The organism is Croceitalea sp. MTPC6 (assembly GCF_036985525.1).
In the GTDB taxonomy this organism is placed as follows: domain Bacteria; phylum Bacteroidota; class Bacteroidia; order Flavobacteriales; family Flavobacteriaceae; genus Croceitalea.
This window is the reverse complement of sequence record NZ_BTGR01000001.1, coordinates 107,414-131,849: the sequence shown is the minus strand read 5'-3', so window position 1 is coordinate 131,849 and position 24,436 is coordinate 107,414. Positions and strand designations below refer to the sequence as shown.

Below are 24,436 nucleotides of genomic sequence, written 5' to 3'. Positions count from 1 at the left end.
TTTCCAAATCCCTTTATACTCTTCGTCTTTTTTCATAAAAAAACCCAAATCATGTGATTCGGGCTAAATTACTTGTTTTTTTAATCTTATCCGTCCGGGTGCATAAACTTTTGCTTACCAAGCAGCACCTCTTCTGTCTCTACTCTATCTTCATCAGGCACACAGCAATCTACTGGACAAACTGCGGCACATTGGGGTTCTTCATGAAAACCCATACACTCCGTACATTTGTCCGGTGCTATATAATAGATTTCGTCACTGATAGGCTCTTGAACTTCGTTGGCATTTACAGCTTTGCCATCTGGCAACACCACATCGCCATTCAAAGATGTACCATCACTGTAACGCCATTCATCTGCTCCTTCATAAATTGCAGTATTTGGACACTCAGGCTCGCAAGCTCCACAATTAATGCATTCGTCCGTAATAATAATTGCCATAATTTTCTTTTTCTATTGCAGAAGTCGATTCTGCATCGACTATTTTTGCACAAAAATAAACCCCACTAATTTAGTGTACAAATATAATGAGAGTAGACAACCATATTTTGCAAGCTTTTGTTAAACTAGGAAACTTTCTTGTTGATTTTTGTGATAATGACAATCCAAAAAACTCCGGATGGAGTAAAAACCTAAAAGAGACCATTACAATTGCAGGACAATATAACAGATGGTTTACTGAAGACAATATACTTTTTGCTCTAAAACAATGGGGTGAACTGCTTACTGAAGACTGTTTGAGCAAATGGCTCTCCAATTATGAAATGACTCAAGATACATCTACAAAAAACATAGCTATTGTAATGGCCGGTAATATACCACTTGTAGGATTTCATGATTTTATGTGCGTTTTACTTACCGGAAATAGTGTGTTGGTAAAGCTTTCATCAAATGATAAAGTTCTTTTGCCATTTATTGCTGATTTTTTAATTGATTCCAATAGAGAGTTAGAAGGCAACATACACTTCGCAGAACATAAGCTGGAAGGTTTTGATGCAGTAATTGCTACCGGAAGTAATAACACGGGGCGTTATTTTGAGCATTACTTTGGCAAACACCCAAACATTATAAGAAAAAATCGTAGCTCTGTAGCTGTTCTATCTGGAAACGAAACCAAAGAGAAGCTTCAATCACTTGGAGAAGACATTTTCAGATATTTTGGTTTGGGTTGTCGAAGCGTATCTAAGTTATTTGTTCCAAAGGGATATGATTTTTCCTGCTTTTTTGAAGGGATTTTTGAATATGATTGGGTAATCAACAATAGCAAGTATGCTAATAATCATGACTATAATAAGGCTGTTTATCTAATGTCTGATTTCAACTTATTTGACAATAACTTTTTACTGTTAAAAGAAGATAAAAGCTATGGCTCTCCAATTGGCACATTGTATTTTGAATATTATGAAAGCTTAAGTAAACTAAATGAAAAACTAAAAAACGAAAGTAAACAGTTACAATGTGTAGTTTCAGAAGATATTATCGAAGGTTCAATCCCAATTGGCACTACCCAAAAGCCAAGTTTAGATGACTATGCAGATGGCATAGATACCATTCAATTTCTTTTGGACTTGTAATTTTTAGAGTTTGATTTTTCATTCTATAAAATTTTAAGACCTTTATCGCTTAATTTTTACACAAAAACTTCTACACAATCTCAGGAACGAAATAGTATAAGATGAAAAAACATAATTTTAGCGCAGGCCCATGTATTTTGCCACAAGAAGTAATGAAAAAAGCAGCTGAGGCTATAATTGAATTAGACGGTAGTGGCTTATCCCTTATTGAAATATCTCACAGAAGTGCTGCTTTTGTTGAGATTATGGAGAATGCACGTTCTCTGGCACTGGAACTCTTGGACCTAAAGGGAAAAGGATATGTGGCGCTCTTTTTACAAGGTGGTGCAAGCACACAGTTTTTGGCAACAGCTTATAATTTACTGGAAAAAAGAGGAGGCTATTTAAATACAGGTACTTGGAGTTTAAAAGCTATAAAAGAAGCGCGTCTTTTTGGTGATGTTATTGAAGTAGCATCTTCCCAAGAAAAGAATTTTAATTACATCCCAAAGGGGTATGAAATTCCTGCTGGTCTGGATTACTTTCATTTAACATCAAACAACACGATATTTGGGACACAGGTAAAAAATTTCCCAAAAACAGATTGTCCCTTGGTTTGTGACATGAGTTCAGATATTTTCTCCAGACAATTGGATTTTTCTCAGTTTGATTTAATTTATGCAGGGGCACAAAAAAACATGGGGCCAGCCGGTACTACCCTTATCGTTGTTAAGGAAGATATTTTAGGGAAGGTAACCAGAAAAATACCTTCTATGCTGGATTATAAAACACATATCAGCAAAGACAGCATGTTCAATACACCTCCAGTTTTTGCAGTGTATGTTTCCATGCTCACTATGCAATGGCTTAAAGACTTAGGTGGCATAGCAACGATTGAAGAAATCAACGAAAAGAAAGCCAATCTTATTTATTCAGAGATAGACCTAAACCCAGTCTTCTCTGGTTTTTCAGCAGTAGAAGACCGTTCCAATATGAACGCCACCTTTAATATTACAGATGATACTTTAAAGGAAACTTTTGATAAGCATTGCAAAGAAGCAGGCATAAATGGTATTAATGGACACCGCTCGGTTGGGGGTTACCGTGCATCAATGTATAATGCCCTATCATTGGAAAGCGTTGGAACATTAGTGGATATTATGAGTGAATTGGAACGTAAAGGATAAATATATGGCAAAAGTTTTAGCTAATGATGGTATTTCAGAATCTGGAATTGAAAAGCTTACAAGTTCTGGATTTGAAGTAATCACTACAAAAGTAGCACAAGAACAACTGGAGAATTTTATTAATGAACATCAGATTGATGGTCTTTTAGTGCGAAGCGCAACACAGGTCCGAAAAAAATTAATTGATTCCTGTCCTTCATTAAAACTAATTGGTCGTGGCGGTGTTGGTATGGATAATATTGACGTGGAATATGCAAAATCCAAGGGTATTCACGTAATTAATACACCAGCTGCCTCTTCCTCTTCAGTAGCAGAGTTGGTATTCGCACATTTATATGGTGGTGTACGTTTTTTATATGATGCCAATCGTAATATGCCTTTAGAAGGGGATTCAAAATTTAAGCAATTGAAAAAATCCTACGCTGCTGGTAGGGAACTAAGAGGAAAGACAATAGGAATCGTTGGCTTTGGAAGAATAGGGCAAGAAGTGGCTAAATTGGCTTTAGGTATTGGTATGAAAGTGCTTTACTTTGATATCCATAATAAGGAAACCGACATCAATCTGGATTTTTATGACGGTCAAAAGCTAACTTTCAATCTTAAAGTCACAGAACTAACCAATCTTTTAAAAGAATCAGATTTCATAACCATCCATGTTCCAGCTCAAAAAGATTATGTACTGGGCGAAAAAGAGTTTTCAATGATGAAGAATGGTGTAGGAATCATTAATGCAGCTAGAGGTGGGATATTGGACGAAGTTGCCTTGGTCAACGCCCTAGAATCTAATAAAGTGGCTTTTGCTGGATTGGATGTTTTTGAATCTGAACCAAATCCAGAGGTGAAAATTCTCATGCACCCAAGTATCTCACTAACACCACATATTGGCGCTGCAACAACCGAGGCCCAGGATAGGATTGGGGTTGAATTGGCAGATCAAATCATTGAGTTGCTTAGTTGAGTTGGTTTTTGCTTTTAGCACCAGAATAAAGACTTCTTTTTTGTACATTGCCTTTATAACAAAAACACTATAGAAAATGTCAGGATTACTAGATTTAATTAATAGCCCAGTGGGCAAACAACTAATTAGTGGTGTTTCAGGTCAAACTGGACAACCAGAAAACAAAACCGCAGATGTATTGGCCATGGCTATGCCTCTTTTAATGGGTGCAATGAAGAAAAATGCTTCGACTCCAGGAGGTGCGCAAGGTTTAATGAATGCTTTATCATCAAAACACGATGGGAGTATTTTGGACAACCTTGGTGGACTGTTTGGTGGTGGTGTAGACCAATCGGTAATGGATGATGGTGCCGGAATTTTAGGCCATGTGTTTGGATCAAAGCAACCACAAGTGGAGAATGCCCTCAGTAGTAAATCTGGAATTGATGCTGGCTCTGTTGCACAAATTCTAAAAATAGCTGCACCTATTTTGTTGGGCTATCTAGGAAAACAAACAAGACAACAAAATGTAAGTAGCCCAGATGCACTAAATGGACTTTTAGGTGGATTAATGGGTGGTAATAAAACTGCAAATAAACAACAATCCCTAATAGAGAGCTTCTTAGATTCTGATGGAGATGGTAGTGTTATTGATGATTTAGCTGGTATGGTTCTATCTGGTGGTGGAAAAAAGAAGAGTGGCCTTGGCGGACTGCTAGGAGGATTGTTCGGTAAATAATCCTTCAAAAAGAGTTTTTAACAAGCCGTTTAGAACAACTAAACGGCTTTTTTTATATTTTAACATTATGAAAAAGAATATATTAAACACAGCTTTCCTAGCTATGCTGATTTTCTTGGGCTCTTGCGGAACTCAAAAAGAGGCATTGGAAGTTTCGGAAAAAGAGAAAGAAATATTTAATACAGGAACAGAAGAACCTGTAGAAATATCCGATGAAGAATCAGAATATGAAATTATAATTATCGAGCCAGGCTTCTTTGTCTGGTTACAGAGTATAGCTAGACCAGAGGGTTATTATTCCCAATCCTTTTTGGAAAGTAGAAATGAAATAATGGTAATCAATTGGAATCAAAGGGTTTTACAACCAGGAAGGTTTAATCCAAATTTGTACGAGTTGCAAATAAATTATGATCCGCAGGTTGATTATGGTTACGAAGTAAATTATAAACTTTACAACTACTTTGTTTATTTCCAACGTAAGTACAATCAGAGGCTTGGTCCTTTTTTCCCTCGGATTTAATCTTGTAAATTTGCCATCGAAAATTAATTGATGGAAAAACTGAAACAGCGTTGGGGCATTGATTCCAACTTCCAGGTTATCGTTATTTTTATTGTTTTCGCAATAACGGGTAGTGTGTCTGCAAAACTTGCTGCTCCTATTACAGAGCTTATTGGCATCACTAAGGTAAGTGTTTCTGGGTGGGTTTACTGGCCTATTAGAATTCTCTTGATTTTTCCTATATATCAGGTACTTTTGGTTTTCTTTGGATGGTTGTTCGGACAGTTTAAATTCTTCTGGGCGTTTGAAAAAAAGATGCTTAAAAGACTAGGGCTTGGGTTTCTCTTTTCTTAGAATTGTGATTTTGTTAACATATGCAGTCTTTCAAATTTAGTTAGATTTGCTTTGTGAAGTCTATAGTCCAAAGTTTTGGGGTTTTCATTTTTACAGCATTACTTTTTCTTAAAGTATCTGCGCCTCACTCCTACTGTCATGACGATTCCAATGAAACTAAAGACTGTACCGTTTGCTTAATTAGCTTGGAAAATCAACAAGATGATTTTGATTATGCACATTCTTTTGAGTTTGTTCCAGAATCTATTCCTATTCTTTTTGAGCACAACATTACCTATAAATCTGTTTCTGTAACTTCAGAACTTTCAACTTCTCTTTTCAGCAGGCCTCCTCCTATAACTGCAACCATTCTAGCGTAATATTTTCAGGGTTTTTAATTAATTCATCACATATTTATGAAAAAACTATTTTTCATAATATTCTGCTTTTTTACTGGTTTCCATTTATTTTCACAAGAATGTGAAAGTGTTTTAGTAGGTTCTGTCATTGATTATCATGATAAGACACCTTTAGCTAGGGCTACTTTACAAACATTAGATGGTTCAAAAAAAGTTATTACAGATACCAATGGAAAGTTTCAAATTTTTAATCTGTGTGATGCTACCTATACGTTAGAAGTCTCACATCCAGAGTGCAGCACGGTCTTGTTAAATGTTGTTGTTTCCGGTACTACAGAGATTGAAATAAAATTAGAACATCATTTAGAAGAGCTAGAAGAGGTGGAAGTAGTTGGTGAAGTATTGTTTGACCAAACCAATTCTGCGCAAGAAGCTACTTTAAATACTAAAAGTCTTGAAAAATTTAGTTCAGCAACGCTAGGAGATGCTCTTAAACAAATAAGTGGAATTTCAAGCTTAAATACGGGTGCAAATATTGTAAAGCCAGCTATCCATGGGCTAAATGGTAGTAGGGTATTAATCTTAAACGATGGTGTCCGCATGCAAGATATGGAATGGGGAGATGAACATGCTCCCAATGTAGATGTAAATTCTGCAGGCAGCGTTACGGTCGTTAAAGGAGCCTCAGCGTTACAATATGGTGGGGACGCAATTGGTGGAGTTATAGTCCTGGCCAAAAATCATATTTTTAAAAGCGATACGCTATTTGGTAAAACCTTAGTCAATGGTGTCTTAAATGGGCGTGGAGGAAACATAAACTCAGAGTTGACCAAGTCTTTTAAGAAAGGTTGGTTTGTTACTGGACAAGCTTCTTATAGAAGGTTGGGAGACCAAGAAGCGCCTGATTATATCTTATCGAATACAGGTGTCCAAGAATTTGGTGGTTCTCTTCACTTTGGTAAAAATGCCCTTGAATGGGGTTGGGATGCCAATTACACCTATTACGATGCTGAAATTGCCATTCTAAGAGCATCGCATATCGGAAATGTAGATGACCTAATACGAAGCGTCAATAGCGGACAGCCACTGGTAATACGTAATTTCACTTACAATTTAGGAAACCCAAGGCAAAAAGTAAGACATCATTTAGGAAAACTAAAGCTGTACAAACGCTTTGAAGGTATAGGAAAATGGAGTTTACAGTACGATTTTCAAAATAACCGAAGATTCGAGTTTGACGTAAGAAGAGGAGAGCGAAGCGATAGGGCCTCTATAGATTTAGAGCTTACTACACATACCGTTTCAAGTAACTTTAAGTGGGATGCCAATAAAAAACTAAATCTGAACGTAGGCGTATTGGGAAGGTATCAAGATAATTTTGCCAATCCTGATACAGGGGTTAGACGATTGATACCCGATTATGAAAAGTATGACTTGGGTGGTTTTACAATTGCAGAGTACCGCTTGGGTCAAAATTGGATTTTGGATGGAGGCTTTAGATATGATTTTACCCAAGTTGATGCCAAAAAATTCTATCGTATATCAAGATGGGAAGAACGCGGATATGATGAAGATTTTCAAGATTTGGTTATTGAAGACCGTAGCGATATTGGACAATTATTAGTCAACCCTATTTTTGATTATCATAACTTTTCAGCTACCGTCGGGGGACAGTTTTCAAAAGATAACACAAGTAATTTACGCTTCAATTATGCACTTTCACAACGAGCACCAAACCCAGCGGAATTATTTAGCGATGGTCTGCATCACTCTGCTGCCCGTATTGAATTGGGAGATCTTAGGTTACAAAGTGAAACATCACACAAAATCTCATTAACAAAAGAACGTGACTTCAAAAGTTGGGGTTTTACCATTGAGCCATATGCAAACTTTATCAATAATTTTATCATATTGGAACCTACTGGCGTAGAATTCACCATACGAGGTGCATTCCCAGTATGGAGTTATAGGCAAACCAATGCTAGATTGTTGGGAATTGATGTTTCCAGTTATATTAATTGGAATGACCATGTGAAAACAAACCATCAGCTCGCGGTGGTTAAGGGTAACGATTTGGATAAGGACATCGCTTTGATAAACATTCCCGCAGCTAATCTTCGCAACAGTATCACATACCAAAGGCCAAAATGGAACAATTTTGAAGTAAGCTTGAACAGTAACTATGTCTTCAGACAAAATGAGTTTCCACCAAATATTGAAGTTTTTTCCCCAAATGGAGAGGAAAATGTTATCCTTGAAATAAATACGCCTCCCCCAGCCTATCATTTACTTAGTCTTGATTCTCAACTTGAATTTTCATTGGGCGGAAAAACAAGACTGACAACTGGTTTGACAGTAAATAACATTCTGAATATAAATTACAGGGAATACCTTAATCGCCAGCGCTATTTTGCTGATGATTTGGGCACAAATATCATTTTACAACTAAAAATTAATTATTAACACAATTCTATTACTATGAAAACTATTAAGTATTTATCAATTTTTCTTATCGCAGGATTATTGTTTGTTGCATGTTCTGACGATGATAATGGTAATCCTGACCCCGTAAATGAGGAAGAGGTTATCACTACAATGAATATTACTTTAACACCAGAAGGCGGTGGTACTGCCATTACCTTTAGTTACCAAGACTTGGATGCTGACGGCCCTAATCCACCAACGGTTACAGCTCCTAACTTGGCTGGTAACACAACCTATAATGCTACAATTGAAGTATTGAACGAAACAGAATCACCTGCTGAGGATATTACTGTGGAAGTTGAGGCAGAAGACGACGAGCATCAATTCATATTCCAAATAGGTGGTTCGGTTGCTAGTGCAACTGCTACAGATCAAGATGGTAATGGAAATCCTGTTGGTTTAAGTTTCGACTTAGTGACCAATACTGCTGGAGCAGGAGGTTTAACAGTTACACTACGTCATGAACCTACAAAGCCAAATGATGGTACATTATCTGGGGCTGGCGGCGAGACTGATATTGCTGCAACTTTTAATTTTAATATTACTAATTAAAATATTACAAAAGAGCCGCTTTTGGCGGCTCTTTTTATACATCAATAATCTTTTTTGACTTTTTACCACTTAGCAAATAGGTGTAAACCCACATTATGGTAAAGGTGGGGACAACATCTAATCCAGGTATCAATTCTTCCACAAATGTAACCAAACCTGCAGCTTGCCCTATTTTGCCTTTGTACATTCTGGTCATAAGCCAACCAGCCAGTGGCGCCCATATTACATCAGAAAACTCTCCTATTCCAGGTAAAATAAAAGATACCATTCCCAAGGCATCAAATAATAATCCCAAGAACAAGTTCCTGATTTTTTTATCCTTTTGTTTTGACATACTCGAAAAATAGGAATTTCCTACTTCAATTGAAACTATGGGAGTATCAAAAATATTATGATAAGTCTGAAGTTATCAGTTTTAAGAACTCATTACGGGTCTCAATTTTTTCAAATTGCCCTCTAAAACCAGAAGTAGTGGTAACTGAGTTCTGCTTTTGTACACCACGCATCATCATGCACATGTGTGAAGCCTCAATGACAACTGCAACTCCTTTTGGTTTAAGTGTATTGTTCAAACACTCCAGAATATCGTGGGTCAACCTTTCTTGTACTTGCAATCTGCGGGCAAATACATCAACTATTCTCGGTATTTTACTTAAACCTACAATATGCCCATTTGGAATATATGCAATATGTGCCTTCCCAAAAAATGGTAACATGTGATGTTCACAAAGGGAATACAACTCAATATCTTTTATGATGACCATATCGTCATAGTCTTCCTTAAACATTGCCCCTTTTAAAATCTCCGAAGCATCTTGCTGATACCCTTGAGTAAGGAACAACATGGCCTTTGCAGCTCGTTCTGGTGTTTTTACCAGCCCCTCCCTTTCTACATCTTCACCGATTTCATCTATAATCTTGGAAAAACGTTCTTTTACTTCGTTGGTGATTTCAATATTATATTCCTCTAAATTTTTATAAGGTGCCATACTAGTTTATAACAGTGTTTAATTTATCAGCGTAGTACTTTTTGAGTTTATCAATCTTTGGATTGATCACAAACTGGCAGTAACGCTGTGTTTTGTTTTGATTATAATAGTTTTGATGTTCTTCTTCTGCAATATAAAAAGGTTTCTCTTCTGATATCACAGTAACTATGGGTGATTTGAAAACATTTTCCTTTTCGAGAAAGCTAATGAATTTTTCTGCAGTTTCTTTTTGAACATCAGTTGTATAAAAAATTTCACTTCTATACTGTGTGCCTACATCATAACCTTGTCTATTTAGGGTCGTAGGGTCATGGGTCGCGAAAAAAACCTCCAATAATTCATCATAACTAATCTGTGAAGAATCAAAAGATATTTTAATAGCCTCAGCATGTCCTGTCCTGCCAGTAGTTATTTCTCTGTAGGCTGGATTTTTAATTTTTCCTCCTGTAAATCCAGAAACCACTTCTTTTACACCTTTAAGTCGCTGAAAAACAGCTTCTGTACACCAAAAGCATCCATTAGCAAAAATTGCAGTTTCTAAAGTATCTTTGTTTTGTTTACTCATTTTGTGTAAATGTTAAACAATATTATTAATTATGCAATAACTTTATTGCTTTTAACTTTTAATTATAGTCGTAAAAAAAATTAAATCTTTTTGATTAATGAATTTTTACCGATTACAACTTATGCTTACTTTCATCATTTCATTTTAAGAATATGGTAAAGGCTTCAAATATCAAAAAATTCTATGGAAACCTTCAGGTGTTGAAAGGTGTAGATATTGAAATAAAAAAAGGGGAAATTGTTTCTATAGTTGGTGCTTCTGGTGCCGGTAAAACTACATTATTACAAATCTTGGGTACTTTAGATATTCCATCTAATAAAGCGGACAGCACTATAAACATTAATAAAATAGACACCACGACCCTTAATGCCAAAAGTTTGGCAAAATTTAGGAATGAGCATATAGGGTTTATTTTTCAATTTCACCAGCTACTACCTGAGTTCACAGCTTTAGAAAATGTTTGTATCCCTGCATTTATCAAAAAAACCAATAGAAAGGAAGCAGAAAGCAAGGCAGAGGAACTGCTTGGTTTTTTAGGACTTTCCGATAGAATTCACCACAAGCCCAATGAGCTTTCAGGTGGTGAGCAACAGCGTGTTGCGGTTGCACGGTCTTTAATTAATAATCCATCGGTAATTTTTGCTGATGAACCCAGTGGCAACCTAGATTCTGAAAGTGCTGATAACCTGCACCAATTATTCTTTGATTTACGTAAAGAATTTGGACAAACCTTTGTGATTGTAACCCATAACGAAGAGTTGGCCAATATGGCAGATAGAAAGTTAGTGATGGTTGATGGTTTAATAACAAATTAATATGTTGAAGGACGTTTGGAGTTTTGTTAAAGACCCCATTTATGGTGACGAAGATTATGCCGCACCGGAAAGGAATAGCATCTTTTTAAAGCTTTCCTTGATTACTGTATGCTTTAGTGTAATTCTAGGTATACTAATGCAAGGTGTTATTACGCTAGTAGGCTTTGATTCTGAAAATCATGCTGTCATAGAAATGTTTGATTCCTATTCCCCAGTTATGATTTTTTTCTTGGCTGTAATCGTGGCTCCGTTACTGGAGGAATTAATTTTTCGGGCACCTTTAGGATTATTTAAAAAATCGGAATACTTCAAATATGCATTCTACGCATCTGTTATTTTATTCGGACTAATCCACGTTGGCAATTTTCAAGATATTGAAGGTTTCTATTGGCTCATTCCTATTTTAGTTGCTCCGCAAATTTCTGCTGGAATTTTTTTAGGGTTTATACGTACCAAACTTGGATTACTATGGTCAATACTGCTACATGCTGTTCATAATATGATTCTTTTAGGGCCATTTATTTTTATGAAAATACTTGATATTCCTTTTGAATGAATAAAAGCGAATTAAAGGCATTCCTAGACCAAAAAGCAGCGCTATACGAACACCCAAAGTTTTTGGAGAGTGATCCATTACAAATTCCACATCGCTTTAATAAGAAAGAGGATATTGAAATAAGTGCTTTTTTGACCGCGACCATTGCTTGGGGAAATCGTAAAAGTATAATTAACAATGCCTCACGATTAATGGAGTTACTAGATAACTCACCCCACGATTACATTATAACTCATCAAGAATCAGATTTAGATAACCTATCAAGTTTTGTACATCGCACATTTAATGGAGATGATTTAAGGTTTTTTATAACATCCCTCAAAAACATATATCAAAACCATGGGGGATTAGAGAATGTATTTTCCAAAAGTCAAGAACAGGAATCCTTGCAAGGGACAATCAGTAACTATAAATCACTTTTCTTTGAACTGGAACACTTACCAAGAACGCAAAAACATGTTTCTGACCCTTTAAAAGGCTCTGCTGCCAAACGCATAAACATGTTTTTGCGCTGGATGGTTAGATCTCCAAACAAAGGCGTGGATTTTGGTATTTGGAAAAGAATTCCACCTTCAAAATTATCCTGCCCATTAGACGTGCACTCTGGTAATGTAGCTCGGAAACTAAAATTGCTTAAAAGAAAACAAAACGATGCTAAAGCCTTGGTAGAATTGGATAGCAACCTAAAAAAACTGGATGCAAGTGACCCTGTGAAATATGATTTTGCACTATTTGGATTAGGGGTTTTTGAGAAATTTTAATAACCTTTTTGTCTAAACTAGGCGTTTTTAGTATTTAAAGAACAAAACAGAATCATTGTTACGGGCAACAATTACAAAGCTATCGGTGGTCATAATATCTCTTATCTCACCCGGAACATCAAAGCCACTATTTTCTTCTTTAAAATGCATGTTCCCATTATTTTTTAGAAAAACACCATTGGTCGCATCATATCTGCCAACCTGTGGCCTTACACCATATAGGTTCCCACCAAGGACTAAATCAGTATCACCATCACGGTCAAAGTCACCAGAAGAAATGGCATAAATTGGAGCAAGTTGTGCAGCTGGAGGAAGTAAATTAATTTCAAAGGTTGCATCTCCCTGATTGATAAATAGCATCGAGGCTAGATGAGTTGCTTTTACAACGACTGAAGTATCAAGTTGAGCCTTAGAAAACATTCTTTGTATTGTTGCATTTTCATAAGACTTAAAATCAGGGTATATTTTCTTTATCGATGCAATCTGGTCAACTATGTCATTTCTAACAGCGTATGGAACAGCCTCTCCAAATATGTTATATTTAGTAAGAATAGGGTCTATAAAGCCATTCTTATCATAATCATTTACAAAAAGAGCTATAGGTTTGTCTGGGGAGGCCCTAAACGTACTATTTAAACCATGATTTCCAGCTACTATATCCAAGTCACCATCACCATCCAAATCTACAACATGGATTGTGTTCCACCAGCCTAATAAACTTGAGAGGCCATTCGTTTTAGATTCAAATTTTTCACCAGAATTCATAAAACAATGAATTCCCATATATTTCCCAGTTACAACCAAGTCCTGCCTACCATTACCGTTAATATCAGCGAATACTGCTTCAGAAATCATCCCAAGTTCTTTTAAATCTGGAAGCCATGTATTTGTAACATCTTCGTAAACACCTGCTCCTTTATTTTCAAATAGATACCCATCTACTGGTAATCCATATTCCATCGGACTTGAATCCCCTCCAATGAATATGTCTAAATCCCCATCTCCATCAAAATCAGAAGTAGCCAAACAAGATGTATTAATGGATAATTCACCAAATGGTCGTATTTCTTGTTTTGAGAGCACACCATTATCATTGGTATAAATCAAATAGCTAAGCAGTACAGACTCTTTTTCAATTTCCGCCCCCCCAACAGCAACCATTAAATCCAAATCGTTATCTCCATCAATATCAATAAACTTTCCATCTGTAACTTCTAAAACGTTATTTATTTTCTGAATATCATATGTGCCGCCTAGAGATAAAATTTGCGTAGGCTCCCCATAGGCACCTCCTACAAAAAGATCATCATTACCATCTTTGTTCCAATCTGTAAGAGCAAGTTTGGGTCCTTTAGTACTTCGCATTAAATATAAAAATCGGTCTCTGTCAAAATCTATAAAGCGATTCTCTTTATGACTTATGTTTGCAAAATCTAGCAGTTTAAATACTTTTTTCTTTTTAGATTCCAACGCTCTTGGTTTTGGATTCTTCGCCTCTGACTCCCAAATCTCGATGGTTTGATTCACATCTACCTTTTTTAGGGTTGAAACCTTTCCTTCGGGCCAATGTACTTCAATGTCTACAGCTATTTTAGAACGCAGACCTACTAAAATTTTCGGATCAACACTTGATTGAAAACCTCTCACAGGTTGTTGTTCATAGTAATATTGAACGGAATCTGATTTAATGATAATTTTGCTACCTATGCCGTGTATGTTGGTCTCTCCTCTTAAAATAAGACCAATACTATTTCCTGAGGTATTGTTTTGATAAACTGATGCTTTCCCATTCACATTGTTAACAACAAGGTCTAAATCACCATCATTATCTAAATCCCCATAAGCAGAACCATTTGAAAAACCGCTATAGTCCAATCCATACTTACCTGAAGCCTCTATAAACGTCTGCCCATCCACGTTTTTAAAAAAGTTATTTGGAATCGGGCTAGATGTAATATGCTTGGAAAGTTTATCATAATCAAATCCATCTTTGGAGATTAGTCCATTCATTAACTCCTCATTGGATATATAATTGATATAATCCAAATCGGTCAAGTCTTGATATATACCGTTGGCGACAAAAATATCTTTAAAGCCATCATTATCTAAGTCAAAAATCAAAGCACCCCAGCTCCAATCTGTAGCTTCAATACCTGAGAACCGCCCAAGCTCTCTATATCCTTTAGGTGAACTTAACTGTAATACGTTTCGGGAAAATTGGTTATGGTAACCATATTTTTTATTGAACTCAGCCTTGTTCCAATCCATAAAGGTCGTTTTTGACTTAATTCTGGCATCATCTCTTGGCAACATATCGGTTACGAACAAATCATTTTTACCATCGTTATTTATATCTGCCATGTCCGCGCCCATAGAATTGAGACTAATGGATTGAAAATAATTGATAAGTTCTTCACTGAACGTGCCGTCTTTTTGGTTGATGTACAAATAATCCCTTTCAAAGAAGTCATTGGAAACAAATATATCATCCCAGTGGTCTCCATTTATATCACCAATTGCCACCCCCAGGCCAAAACCAATTTCACTACCGAAGATACCAGCTTGCTCACTGACGTCTACAAAAACATCACCTTCATTTCTCATCAATTTGTCTCCACCTCTATAATCTCTTTTTTTTCGTTGATTTTGTCTTTGGTCAAAAGCTGCTAAAGGTTTGTATGAATTATTCAGTAAATATGCGTCTAAATCACCATCCTTATCGTAATCAAAAAATGAGGCATGCGTTCCAAATCCCACATCTGCAAGGTTATATTGCAATGCACTTTCAGTAAAGGTTAAGTCGCCATTATTGATAAAAAGTTCATTCTGTTTGTTGGCCATCTTAATATTTCCGGAATTGCAAACATAAATATCTAGGAGCCCATCTGAGTTTATATCTACCATACTTACACCTGTAGACCATGCACCATTTCCTCCAGTTTTGGACTTTTTAGTAATATCTTCAAAATTGAAATTTCCTTTGTTTAGGTATAACTTGTTCTTTTGCATATTAGCCGTGAAATAAATATCTGGAAGCCCATCATTATTAATATCACCTATAGCCACTCCCCCACCATTGTAATAATTTCGATAATTAAACCCATTGAAATCTTTATTGAAGCTTAACTGGTTCATAAAATCAATTCCAGTTTTATTGGACTCCAAAAGCTCCATAAAGTTGTTGCTTTTTGATTGCTCACCACAGGATTGCAAAAGGCATACAATGAAATTAAACCATATAAATGCGCTAAAAAACCTAATTACCATACGAAAGTTGGTTTGGAGTCTAATACGAATTTATTGAATTGGTGCTTCATTTCCTTTTAGGAATTGTTCATCATTCAGGGTTTTCATAAAAGCAATCAATGCCTTAGATTCTTTATCCGATAAATTAAGGGAATCTGGCGGCAAAGTTTGATATGGTACATCCAATCCCATTCCTTGGCCCCCACCAACATTATAAAAATTAACAACTTCTTCAAGGGTTTCGTAAACACCATTATGCATATAAGGGCCTGTTAATTCAGTATTTCTAACCGTTGAAGTTTTAAAGAAATTCCTTTTCTCCTCAACCTTATATGGGTAGTATTGTCCAGGATCTTCGTCTAAGACAGGGTGCTCAAAACTGGCATTTTTTGGTACACCCAAGTTTTCAAATTCTGTTTCCATATACTTAGGTGGAACCGTACCGTTGAACGCCGGCGGAAAATGGCAAGTGGCACAAGCAGCTTTTCCCATAAACAGGTTAAATCCTAAAACTTCTTCCTCCGTTAAGGTTTCTTCCTTGCCCTGCATGTTTTTATCAAATTTGGAATCAAAAGGAGCTAAACTTCTTATATAAGTAGCTATTGCATGACGTGCATTCCGGTTAGAAAGTTTTCCATCGTACAATGAATCAAAATGCTGAACATATAGGGGGTTTTCTCTTATACGTCTTTCCAAGGTGTTTAAATCCATATGGAATTCGTTTTCATCGTTCACTACATTTACAATTTGGTCTTCAAGCCCTGTGGCACGCCCGTCATAGAACATCGCTTTTTGATAAACTGCATAGGTCAAGGTAGGCGTGTTTCGTTGCAATTCAACATTATCTATTCCCCTAGCTTTTTTTAGGCCATCCGTAAACGCCTTATCCTTATGATGGCAAGTGGCGCAACTAATGTTCCCAGTGCTTGATAGGGATTTATCGTTGAACAACATCCTACCAAGTTCTATCCTATCTTCAGTAATCTCAGGAGAATTAGGGACAGAAAACATTTTTATGTTGAAGAAATTCTTATCAAATAAATTCGTAGCGACAGGACTTAGCGGACGTGAGGTATTCAATTTTATGTTCCAATCTTCCGCAGTTTTATTGATTAGTTCTAGTTGCTTATTAGTGTGATTTTTTATAAAGTTATAACGGTCAAAAGTGTCAAAATCTCCCGATTTTAAATCTGCTATGGTACTATTGATTTCTTGCGACCAAGTTTGCAGTAATTCCTTTGAACCAAAGGCGGGTTCATAAATACCAAGAATTTCCTGAATGGTCTCGTAATTATAAATGGCCTCATTTAAGGAGTTGGCCAACATTGGGGAATCAAAGCCAGTTATGCCTTTTGCAGCAATGTTTACGATGGCATCTCGTAACATTTTAAGGTGGTGACGGTCTCTCTGTCTGATTAGGATATGATTTTTTCGAATATAGGGTATTCGAACTTTTAAATATTGAATCACGTATTCAACATCTTTATTATCAAACCCCTCTTCACTATACAACAACTCCTCAAGAACTTGATAGCTTTTCGGCTTGATTTTTTTGATATCCTGATAATCATCAATCTCAAGCTTAAGCAAATTTGGAGCATTCATAGAAAGGTAATTCTCATAATCATACGCCATTAACATAGGCTCTGCGCGTTTGTACCACTGCCTACTTTTTAAAAAGTTAATTTTATTTTCTTCCAATGTCTTTAACGTGTCTACCTTTTGAATGTAATGAGCAGCACTGTCCAAAGTTTTAAAATAATGGTTTCTTATAGCTTCGTTGAACATTGAAGTACTATCAGATGAAGTTGATAAGACAAATAATTTCGGTTCTTTTTTACAAGAGACAAAACATACTACCAATACTAGTACTTGAAGAAAATAAAGTTGAAATTTCATAGTTGTGTATTCTTAATGTGATAAGCAAAAAGGTTCCCAAAACTGGGAACCCTTTGTTTGTTTAAAGTTTTATTACTTAAACTATCTTGGCAGACCCGTAATCTTGAACAAAAATGATCCTTCTAATCTAGCAGATCCTTCGTCTATTGCAGTTGGGTCGTAGAATTTTGCACCATCTGCTCGTATGGCTGATGCGGGCTGACTTGAGTAATTCCATCCATGAACTTGTGCTCCTCCAATAAATGTAGGCTCAGTAGCTCCTATGATATCTGTAACATCAATCAATCCAGTAATCTCCCAATAACTAGTAGTGTTTCCAATATCCATTGTAGTGGCCATATTTTGGTTGCATTCCATTACTTCTGTAACAGCTCCTGTGTTCAAATCCAGTTGCCACAATTTAGCGAAACCTTGAATTGCAGTATTCAAATCTTGGTAGCCATTCGGGTCTTCTTGAATGTAAGCGTAGTTTTCTGTTACTACGATGTTATCTGGTGAGTGCATACCATCTGCAACACCACCTACATTGTCACCATCCATAACAACTTCCAATTTAGCGGGGCCTGTTGGGTCATCGGTATTCATGGTCAACTTGTAAACTCGACCAAAAGTAGTGCCTCTATTTGCTAAATCAGGATTGTCTGATCTGTATCGTCCTGTTGCATTGAAGTAAACTTCTCTATTTGCCTCAGCAGAACCTCTTCTCCAATCGATATCTTCAATTCTCTGGAAACCAATTGCCAAAGAATCTATACCTTCTTGGTTTAATTCATTAATTGTTCTCTCGGTAACTTCTACCCATTCAACATCATATTCTGTTCCTTCAGCCATACCCATTTCAAAAAGTTGACCTCCAGCACCAGGAGCTGTTTCCACGGGATTTGTTCCTCTCAATACATACAAATTTCCGCCATTTAAATCTCCTCTAGAACCCACATACATAGCAAAATGAGATTCTGGATAGTCATTACTACTGTCATCATCACCCATAAATACAACTGTTTGGGAAGGATAGGCTTCTTTACCAATAACTACAGCATTCTCAGTGGACCACTCTCCAAGGGCTGGTAGTCTATCCGCTTCAACCCTATCATCAGTTGAACGGAAAGGATTTACTCGGTAAACGCCTTTGGCATTACCACCCCACTCACCACCGGAAAGGTATAAGGGACCAAAACCGTGCTCTTCCGGTGTTATTGAAGAACCAGAACATTGAGCGGTAAATGCAGTGGCAGTGGCATTAACAATATAATCTCCCGCTAATGGTTGTAAATCAGAATTCATCATAATCCTCGCAATTGAGAAATCAGATTCTAGGTTGTTGATAAACGCATACATTCCGTCACCGGCTGGATAAAGTGCTGCACCATCCATAAAAGAACCGTAAACAAATGTTGAATCAGAGGGAAGTATATCTGCCGATGTCATGATCATCTCCAAGTTAGCAGAGGAAGCAAAGCTCCCCTTCAATTCAAAAACGTCGTTTGAAATGACCGAACTTTCCAATGGAATCATTTCTTCAAGTGTTAAATCCATACCATCTGCACCATCCGCTCCGTCAGCACCATCGGCTCCGTCAGCACCATTAACACCGTCGACACCATCGCGACCGTCCATTCCGTCTTCGCCCTCACAGCTTGTGAATGTTGTCACCAATGAAGCGGCAGTAAATAAAAAGAATACTAATTTTTTCAATTTCATGATTAAAGTTTTTAGGTTTTTGTGTTACCCAAAAGTACTTTATACATCAAATTAGGTATGTTAAGTTCCGGTAGTGATAATATGAACGATTGATAAAAAAAAGGTTAAGCTTTTAACGAAACGTTAATATTTAGAATAAGTCTTAATAATTTTTTTTGGGTCATTTTTTGAAAATATTTAGTATTCTTCAAACCCATAATTAGGCTCAAAATTAAACTCCTGCTTTTTACCTCCTTCGGCAATTGACTTATATATCGCTTCCACAATCATCATATCTCTCTTGCCCATTTCTCCAGGAACTAAATTTGGTGTTCCCACTAAAATATGTATAGCAAAATCATCCATTTGTAGTTTTTGCTGGCTTTCTTGTTCAAAGTTCAATTTTCCTCTAGAGGTTCTACCAGCTAAGGGAATATAAGTACTGGCAGGGTCCAATTCAAACCAACCATCTTCACATTTAGCATGTAAACGATTTGCATTAATATTATGAGAAGTCATGATAGTACCTACTGCCCCACTCTTAAACTCAAACTGAGCAGTAATGGTTTCGTCCGTATCATTAAAATACGCTGGTCTAGTACTATATTCCTGGGCAGAAACAGAAATTGGGTTTTCTCCAGTCCCATAAATCACACTTTGGATGGCATATACTCCCATGTTCACTAGAGCTCCTCCACCAGAAAGCTTTTTATTTAGTCGCCACTGTCCTGGGTTACTGCCAGAATAGTATCCTGCATCTGCAGAAATATATCTAATGTTTCCAAATGTTTTTTCTTTCACAAATCGCTTCACTTCTTGCGTATATGGTTCTGAGTGTAGCCGATAGCCTATTCCAAGTTTTACATTGTTATCTTCACATGCATTGATTATGGCATCACATTCTTTAACATTCATTGCCATTGGCTTTTCACAAATAACATGTTTTCCCGCTTTGGCAGCCCTTATGGAAAAATCAGCATGCATAGCATTAGGTAAGACTACATAAACAATATCAATATCTGTATTATCCTTTATCTTATCAAAATTGTCATAGTTATAGATGCTCTTTTTTGGGATGTTATACTTAGAGGCCCAAATCCTTTCTTTTTCAGGAGTTCCCGTCACAATACCTGCTAAATAACAATGTTTTGTGTCTTGTAATGCTGGTGCCAGTTGATAGCTACTATAACTACCAAGCCCAACCAAGGCTACACCTAATTTTCTCTTTTCTACATTATTTCCCATAGCACAAGCAAATGGAATATTGGCGGCTACCACTGAGCTGCCTATGCCTTTGGCGAATGTGGAATTAAAATTCCTTCTTGTATTTTTTTCATGATGATGAATTCTTTCTTCTAAAGATATAAAATTGGATTGCAGCTTGTTGGGTTTACAAAATTTCTAACTCAAAATTCTTACTTTTAGAATCAGACTAATTATCCAATAGAAATGAAAGAAAAGCTCTTTACCGCCTTACTAATTATCCATACCACAATCAGCTTCTCCCAAGAACGGAAATTACCCATAGATACAACTGTCACTACCCAGCATAGTGTTACAGTAAATGGAACAAGTTTTAGCTATACTGCCACAACGGGCACACAACCTGTTTGGGATGATATGGGTAAACCAACAGCTTCACTACACTACACTTATTACACTAGAAACAATATAAAAGACAGAGCAAAAAGACCGCTTTTGATTTCCTTTAATGGTGGTCCGGGTTCTGGTTCTGTGTGGATGCACTTGGCATATACCGGACCTAGAGTACTCAAAATAGATGATGAAGGCTATCCCGTTCAGCCCTATGGGGTCAAAGAAAATCCATTTTCTGTTTTAGACGTTATAGACATAGTTTATGTAAACCCAGCAAATACAGGTTATTCTAGAACAATTCCAGAAACTGGAAAAGAAGTTGACCGAGATAAGTTTTTTGGCATTAATGCAGATATAAAATACTTGGCAGAATGGCTAAATACTTTTGTAACCAGAAATAATCGTTGGCGTTCCCCAAAATACATAATTGGTGAAAGCTATGGGGGAACCCGAGTCATGGGGCTCTCTTTAGCACTGCAGAATCAACAGTGGATGTACCTTAACGGGGTCATCATGGTTTCGCCGGCAGATTATAAATTGTACAATACAGGAGGTGCCGTGGAAAATGCCATAAGCCTGCCCTACTTCACGGCTGCTGCGTGGCATCACCAAGCATTACCACCTGAATTACAGCAAAAGGATTTATTGGAGGTCTTGCCTGAATCTGAAGATTACGCGGTCAACACCCTAATTCCGGCTTTAGCAAAAGGAGGGTTTATTGGGGAAACCGAAAAAAACTCGGTTGCAGAAAAAATAGCCTACTATTCAGGACTATCAAAAAAAGAGATTTTGGACCAAAACCTAGTGGTTCCTGTCCAGTATTTCTGGAAAAACCTTTTGAAGGATAAAGGTTATAATATCGGTAGGTTGGATTCCAGATACCTTGGCATAGACCGTCAGTTGGCTGGTATGCGTCCGGATTATAGTGCAGAATTAACCTCTTGGTTGCACAGTTTCACACCAGCAATCAACTACTATCTGCAAGAGGAATTAAAATTTAAGACTGATATAAAGTATAATATGTTTGGTCCCGTACGACCATGGAACAATGATGACGATAATACTAGGGATAATCTAAGACAGGCCATGGCTCAGAATCCTTATTTGAACGTATTGATTCAATCCGGATATTACGATGGTGCTACAACCTATTTTAATGCAAAATACACGATGTGGCAAGTTGACCCAAGTGGCCGTATGAAAGATAGGTTTGAGTTTAAAGGATATCGCTCTGGCCACATGATGTATTTAAGACGAGAGGATCTAAAAAAAGCCAACGATGATATCAGGGCTTTTATAAAAAGAACAGCAAATACAGGTAATAGTGCCAAATATTAAACATAGTTTCATGAAAAACATATTTACAGTATCAACTTTATTTTTCTGCACTATTCTTTTGGGGCAAGAAATCCCATCTAAGGAATGGCAAATAAAAACTGCACTCATGGCAGTGCCAAAGGATTACAAGGAAGGCGCAAAAGTATATGGCTATTATTCCGATGGTAGCTTTACTACTTTGCGAGAGGGCACCAATGATTACATTGCTTTAGCTTCTGACCCAAAAAGAAAAAAATTCTCAACATCTGCTTATCATAAGGATTTGGACGAGTTTATGGCAAGAGGAAGAGCTCTAAGAGCTGAAGGAAAAGAGTTCCAGGAAATATTTGACATCCGCGAAGAGGAAGTCAAATCAGGGAAACTAAAAATCCCAGATAAAGCTACACTTTGTGTCTTTACTGGAGACGTAAATAGCGAAACTATGGAAATTGAAAATACATACACTCGTTACGTCTTTTATTTACCATACGCAACGGGGGAATCTACAGGTCTGCCAACTACTCCTTTGCCACCTGGTCAACCATGGCTTATGGACCCAGGTACACATCGTGCTCATATCATGATTAATCCTCAAAAGAAATAATCTACTGCATCAATCTAACTCATCATGCTAAAAAATAAAATAACAATTCTAGTGCTATTAAGCTTATTCTTGTTCTCTAAAAAATCCAATGCACAAGATTGGGCCAACCTTACCAAGTACAAATCTCAAAATGAAAAATTGCTTAGTATGCCCTATGATCAAAAAAGAGTCGTTTTTATGGGTAATTCCATTACAGAAGGTTGGACAAAATCTTTTTTTGAAAATCCTTCTTATATCAACAGAGGAATTGGTGGTCAAACTACACCACAAATGCTGCTTCGGTTTAGACAGGATGTAATCGATTTAAAGCCAAAAGTTGTTCTTATTCTAGCTGGTACCAATGATATAGCAGGTAATACTGGACCTATGACCCTTGAGGAAATTAGAGATAACATTCTTTCAATGGTAGAATTGGCAGAAGCTAACAAGATTTACCCAGTTGTTTGTTCTGTCCTGCCAGCTTATGATTATCCATGGCGACCAGGTTTGGCCCCAAACATTAAAATTCCAAAGCTTAATGCTATGCTAAAAAATATAGCAGAACAAAAAGAAGTGCCATATTTGGATTATTTTGCGGCCATGGCTGATGATAGGAATGGATTACCCTCGGCACTCACAACAGATGAGGTCCATTTAACGGAGAAAGGCTATGAAGTATTAGGGGAAATGGCAAAAAAAGCAATTGAGAAGGCATTAAAGAACAAACATTAAATGCATCAAAGCTTAATTAGCATTGTTATCCCATTTAAAAATACAGCGCAATATTTACCCGAATGTTTGGACTCTATTTTAGCGCAGACCTATCAAAATTGGGAGGTAGTGGCGGTAAATGACCAATCCATAGACAATGGCTTACAGCTTTTGGAATCTTACTCCAAAAAAGACAATAGGATAACGGTTTTCAATAATGAAAAAACGGGCATTATTCCTGCATTGCAGAAAGCTTATGCCAATTGTAACGGAGAATTTATCACCCGTATGGATTCTGACGATATCATGAAGCCAAATAGATTAGAGATTATGGTGAATGCTTTATTGGAACATGGGAGAAATCATGTTTCGGTAGGTCAGGTTAGTTATTTCTCCCATCGGGGCATTAGTGATGGTTATTCCCGTTATGAAAAATGGCTGAATGGTCTTACAGCAATTGGTGCCAATTACTCTGAAATTTACAAGGAATGTGTAATCCCCTCCCCGTGTTGGATGGTACATAAAGATGATTTTGATAAATCTGGTGCTTTTAATTCTGAAAGATACCCAGAAGACTACGATCTTACCTTTCGATTCTATGAAAATGGTTTAAAAGTAATCCCATGTAAAGAAATTTTATTGCTATGGCGTGATTATGACACCCGCACCTCAAGAACCCATGAACACTATGCACAAAACTATTTTCTAGATATTAAACTTCACTATTTTTTAAAACTAGATTACAATTCAAAACGACCATTAGTTATATGGGGGGCTGGTTTTAAGGGAAAAACTATTGCAAAAAGTCTTATAGAAAAAGACATAGAGTTTTATTGGTTATGCGATAACCCAAAAAAAATCAATAAAAAAATATACAATCAAGGATTGTTTCACTTTTCAAAATTGGAAACACTTAAAAATCCTCAAAGTATAGTTACAGTGGCTAATGAAGAAGCCCAAAAGGATATTAAAAATTATCTGAAAGGGTTACACCAAATTCCCATCAAAGATTTTTATTTCTTCTGCTGATATAAGCCTTATGTCTTGAAAATATTATCAAACTCTTAACAATAGCC

The 24,436-nt window shown here is 36.7% G+C and carries 24 protein-coding genes; 16 read left to right on the top strand and 8 right to left on the bottom strand.

Annotated features, from left to right (window positions below; genetic code table 11):
• Positions 1 to 86: 86 nt before the first annotated feature.
• Positions 87 to 440, bottom strand: a complete 354-nt coding sequence (locus AACP56_RS00605) for a 4Fe-4S dicluster domain-containing protein (protein WP_339334556.1) — start codon at positions 438 to 440, stop codon at positions 87 to 89.
• Positions 441 to 526: 86 nt separating this feature from the next.
• Here AACP56_RS00605 and AACP56_RS00600 point away from each other — a divergent pair, with 86 nt between their 5' ends.
• The 9 genes from AACP56_RS00600 to AACP56_RS00560 all read left to right on the top strand — a co-directional run bounded on the left by AACP56_RS00600 (position 527) and on the right by AACP56_RS00560 (position 8,642).
• Entirely contained in the window at positions 527 to 1,573 is a 1,047-nt protein-coding gene (locus AACP56_RS00600) for an acyl-CoA reductase (protein ID WP_339334558.1), read from the top strand.
• 101 nt (positions 1,574 to 1,674) lie between these two features.
• A complete protein-coding gene (gene serC, locus AACP56_RS00595) occupies positions 1,675 to 2,739 on the top strand; it encodes a 3-phosphoserine/phosphohydroxythreonine transaminase (protein WP_339334560.1) in 1,065 nt (354 codons plus the stop codon).
• Positions 2,740 to 2,743: 4 nt separating this feature from the next.
• Entirely contained in the window at positions 2,744 to 3,697 is a 954-nt protein-coding gene (locus AACP56_RS00590; RefSeq protein WP_339334562.1) for a D-2-hydroxyacid dehydrogenase, read from the top strand.
• A 76-nt stretch (positions 3,698 to 3,773) separates the two neighbouring features.
• On the top strand, positions 3,774 to 4,415 hold the full coding sequence (locus AACP56_RS00585) for a DUF937 domain-containing protein (protein ID WP_339334564.1): 642 nt from the start codon (positions 3,774 to 3,776) through the stop codon (positions 4,413 to 4,415).
• A gap of 67 nt (positions 4,416 to 4,482) precedes the next feature.
• The gene (locus tag AACP56_RS00580) at positions 4,483 to 4,935 is read left to right on the top strand and encodes a DUF6146 family protein (RefSeq protein ID WP_339334566.1); all 453 of its coding nucleotides are present in this window, start codon (positions 4,483 to 4,485) and stop codon (positions 4,933 to 4,935) included.
• Between the two features lie 30 nt (positions 4,936 to 4,965).
• Positions 4,966 to 5,268, top strand: coding sequence for a DUF6787 family protein (locus tag AACP56_RS00575; RefSeq protein ID WP_339334568.1), 303 nt, complete (start codon positions 4,966 to 4,968; stop codon positions 5,266 to 5,268).
• 53 nt (positions 5,269 to 5,321) lie between these two features.
• Entirely contained in the window at positions 5,322 to 5,627 is a 306-nt protein-coding gene (locus AACP56_RS00570; protein WP_339334570.1) for a hypothetical protein, read from the top strand.
• Positions 5,628 to 5,663: 36 nt separating this feature from the next.
• On the top strand, positions 5,664 to 8,069 hold the full coding sequence (locus AACP56_RS00565) for a TonB-dependent receptor (RefSeq protein ID WP_339334572.1): 2,406 nt from the start codon (positions 5,664 to 5,666) through the stop codon (positions 8,067 to 8,069).
• Positions 8,070 to 8,084: 15 nt separating this feature from the next.
• A complete protein-coding gene (locus AACP56_RS00560; RefSeq protein WP_339334574.1) occupies positions 8,085 to 8,642 on the top strand; it encodes a type 1 periplasmic binding fold superfamily protein in 558 nt (185 codons plus the stop codon).
• Between the two features lie 34 nt (positions 8,643 to 8,676).
• Here the strand turns inward: AACP56_RS00560 and AACP56_RS00555 are convergent, their stop codons facing one another.
• Genes AACP56_RS00555 through msrA form a run of 3 tightly spaced genes read right to left on the bottom strand, consistent with a single transcriptional unit; the run spans position 8,677 to position 10,196 of the window.
• On the bottom strand, positions 8,677 to 8,976 hold the full coding sequence (locus tag AACP56_RS00555; RefSeq protein ID WP_339334576.1) for a hypothetical protein: 300 nt from the start codon (positions 8,974 to 8,976) through the stop codon (positions 8,677 to 8,679).
• Between the two features lie 55 nt (positions 8,977 to 9,031).
• Complete coding sequence (gene folE / locus AACP56_RS00550; RefSeq protein ID WP_339334578.1) at positions 9,032 to 9,631, bottom strand: GTP cyclohydrolase I FolE; 600 nt, start codon at positions 9,629 to 9,631, stop codon at positions 9,032 to 9,034.
• Position 9,632: 1 nt separating this feature from the next.
• Entirely contained in the window at positions 9,633 to 10,196 is a 564-nt protein-coding gene (gene msrA, locus AACP56_RS00545) for a peptide-methionine (S)-S-oxide reductase MsrA (RefSeq protein ID WP_339334580.1), read from the bottom strand.
• 152 nt (positions 10,197 to 10,348) lie between these two features.
• On the opposite strand from msrA, the gene AACP56_RS00540 reads away from it, so the two are divergent.
• Genes AACP56_RS00540 through AACP56_RS00530 form a run of 3 tightly spaced genes read left to right on the top strand, consistent with a single transcriptional unit; the run spans position 10,349 to position 12,328 of the window.
• Complete coding sequence (locus AACP56_RS00540; RefSeq protein ID WP_339334582.1) at positions 10,349 to 11,011, top strand: ABC transporter ATP-binding protein; 663 nt, start codon at positions 10,349 to 10,351, stop codon at positions 11,009 to 11,011.
• Between the two features lies 1 nt (position 11,012).
• The gene (locus tag AACP56_RS00535) at positions 11,013 to 11,567 is read left to right on the top strand and encodes a CPBP family intramembrane glutamic endopeptidase (RefSeq protein WP_339334584.1); all 555 of its coding nucleotides are present in this window, start codon (positions 11,013 to 11,015) and stop codon (positions 11,565 to 11,567) included.
• Positions 11,564 to 12,328 carry a TIGR02757 family protein gene (locus AACP56_RS00530; protein WP_339334586.1) on the top strand — a complete coding sequence of 255 codons (765 nt, stop codon included), beginning with the start codon at positions 11,564 to 11,566 and terminating at the stop codon, positions 12,326 to 12,328. Before AACP56_RS00535 ends, AACP56_RS00530 begins: the two co-directional genes overlap by 4 nt.
• 27 nt (positions 12,329 to 12,355) lie before the next feature.
• On the opposite strand, the gene AACP56_RS00525 is transcribed toward AACP56_RS00530, so the two are convergent.
• From AACP56_RS00525 to AACP56_RS00510, 4 genes are all read right to left on the bottom strand, one after another.
• Complete coding sequence (locus AACP56_RS00525; protein ID WP_339334588.1) at positions 12,356 to 15,502, bottom strand: VCBS repeat-containing protein; 3,147 nt, start codon at positions 15,500 to 15,502, stop codon at positions 12,356 to 12,358.
• A gap of 123 nt (positions 15,503 to 15,625) precedes the next feature.
• Positions 15,626 to 17,473 (bottom strand): cytochrome-c peroxidase, encoded by a 1,848-nt coding sequence (locus tag AACP56_RS00520; RefSeq protein WP_339334590.1) that lies wholly within the window; start codon positions 17,471 to 17,473, stop codon positions 15,626 to 15,628.
• An 81-nt stretch (positions 17,474 to 17,554) separates the two neighbouring features.
• Positions 17,555 to 19,174 (bottom strand): phosphatase, encoded by a 1,620-nt coding sequence (locus AACP56_RS00515; RefSeq protein ID WP_339334592.1) that lies wholly within the window; start codon positions 19,172 to 19,174, stop codon positions 17,555 to 17,557.
• Positions 19,175 to 19,351: 177 nt separating this feature from the next.
• Entirely contained in the window at positions 19,352 to 20,398 is a 1,047-nt protein-coding gene (locus AACP56_RS00510) for a Gfo/Idh/MocA family protein (RefSeq protein ID WP_339334594.1), read from the bottom strand.
• A gap of 204 nt (positions 20,399 to 20,602) precedes the next feature.
• Between AACP56_RS00510 and AACP56_RS00505 the strand changes: the two genes are divergently transcribed.
• Genes AACP56_RS00505 through AACP56_RS00490 form a run of 4 tightly spaced genes read left to right on the top strand, consistent with a single transcriptional unit; the run spans position 20,603 to position 24,389 of the window.
• A complete protein-coding gene (locus AACP56_RS00505) occupies positions 20,603 to 22,087 on the top strand; it encodes a S10 family peptidase (protein WP_339334596.1) in 1,485 nt (494 codons plus the stop codon).
• A 10-nt stretch (positions 22,088 to 22,097) separates the two neighbouring features.
• Positions 22,098 to 22,670, top strand: coding sequence for a hypothetical protein (locus AACP56_RS00500; RefSeq protein ID WP_339334598.1), 573 nt, complete (start codon positions 22,098 to 22,100; stop codon positions 22,668 to 22,670).
• Positions 22,671 to 22,694: 24 nt separating this feature from the next.
• Positions 22,695 to 23,381 carry an SGNH/GDSL hydrolase family protein gene (locus tag AACP56_RS00495; protein WP_339334600.1) on the top strand — a complete coding sequence of 229 codons (687 nt, stop codon included), beginning with the start codon at positions 22,695 to 22,697 and terminating at the stop codon, positions 23,379 to 23,381.
• The gene (locus tag AACP56_RS00490; RefSeq protein ID WP_339334602.1) at positions 23,382 to 24,389 is read left to right on the top strand and encodes a glycosyltransferase family 2 protein; all 1,008 of its coding nucleotides are present in this window, start codon (positions 23,382 to 23,384) and stop codon (positions 24,387 to 24,389) included.
• The last annotated feature ends 47 nt before the right edge of the window (positions 24,390 to 24,436 follow it).